Origin of the sequence: Xanthomonas sp. MUS 060 (genome assembly GCF_000963215.1) — a bacterium.
Taxonomy (GTDB): domain Bacteria; phylum Pseudomonadota; class Gammaproteobacteria; order Xanthomonadales; family Xanthomonadaceae; genus Xanthomonas_A.
In genome coordinates, this window is record NZ_JZIM01000092.1 from 1 (window position 1) to 1,065 (window position 1,065).

Sequence of the window (1,065 nt, forward strand, 5' to 3'; positions counted from 1 at the left end):
GTGGCGCTTGCTCACGCTGCTGCGCGACTGTGTGGTGCTGTCCACCACCGCCTGACTATCGAGGTCGTGGCCGGCCTGCAACGCCAGCGCCTTGCCTGCGCCGATCTGCGCCGCTTGCAGCGTCACATCGTGGCCCGCCGCCAGCACCACGTCGCCCGCGCCTTGCACGCTGCTCACCGCATGCGTGGTCTCGCTGCTGCGTTGGTAGTTGCGTGCATCGTGCGTGGCGTCGGTACTCTGCGCCGCTTGCAGCGTCACATCGTGGCCCGCCGCCAGCACCACGTCGCCCGCGCCTTGCACGCTGCTCACCGCATGCGTGGTCTCGCTGCTGCGTTGGTAGTTGCGTGCATCGTGCGTGGCGTCGGTACTGTGCGTGAGCGTCTGCGCGCCCAGGGTCAGGTCGTGACCGGCCACCAGTTGGGTCACCCCGTCGGTGCCGGCATTGCGCACCTGCGCCGCTTGCTTGCAGGGTCACATCGCCGCCGCCCACCACCGACAGCACACCGCTGCCGTTGGCTCCGGTCACGTACAGCCCGGCCACGCGCGTGATCGCCTGCTGATGCCCGCCGCCTTGCAGCGTCTCCACCGTGGAGGCCACGTCGATATTGCCCGCCGCACGCACGCTCAACGCATCCACCGCGCTCACGCTCGCGCCCTGGATGCGGATGTCGCTGGCAGAGCTCAGCGCTACTTGATTGCCGCTGATGCTGCCGCCCAGGTGATCGATCCGGCCCGCATCCAAGGACACCAATTGACGGCCAGCGATGGTGCCGCCCACCACCGACAGCACACCGCTGCCGTTGGCTCCGGTCACGTACAGCCCGGCCACGCGCGTGATCGCCTGCTGATGCCCGCCGCCTTGCAGCGTCTCCACCGTGGAGGCCACGTCGATATTGCCCGCCGCACGCACGCTCAACGCATCCACCGCGCTCACGCTCGCGCCCTGGATGCGGATGTCGCTGGCAGAGCTCAGCGCTACTTGATTGCCGCTGATGCTGCCGCCCAGGTGATCGATCCGGCCCGCATCCAAGGACACCAATTGACGGCCAGCGATGGTGCCGGTGT

1 protein-coding gene and 1 pseudogene are annotated in these 1,065 nt (G+C 68.6%); both read right to left on the reverse strand.

Annotation, left to right across the window (positions count from 1 at the left end):
- Nucleotides 1-450 (reverse strand): hemagglutinin repeat-containing protein (locus tag XANALMUS060_RS22565; RefSeq protein WP_045739473.1); only part of this gene is annotated, 450 nt, incomplete at its 3' end.
- Between the two features lie 172 nt (nt 451-622).
- A pseudogene (locus XANALMUS060_RS22570) lies at nt 623-1,036 on the reverse strand (hemagglutinin repeat-containing protein); the annotation flags it as partial.
- Nucleotides 1,037-1,065: the final 29 nt, after the last annotated feature.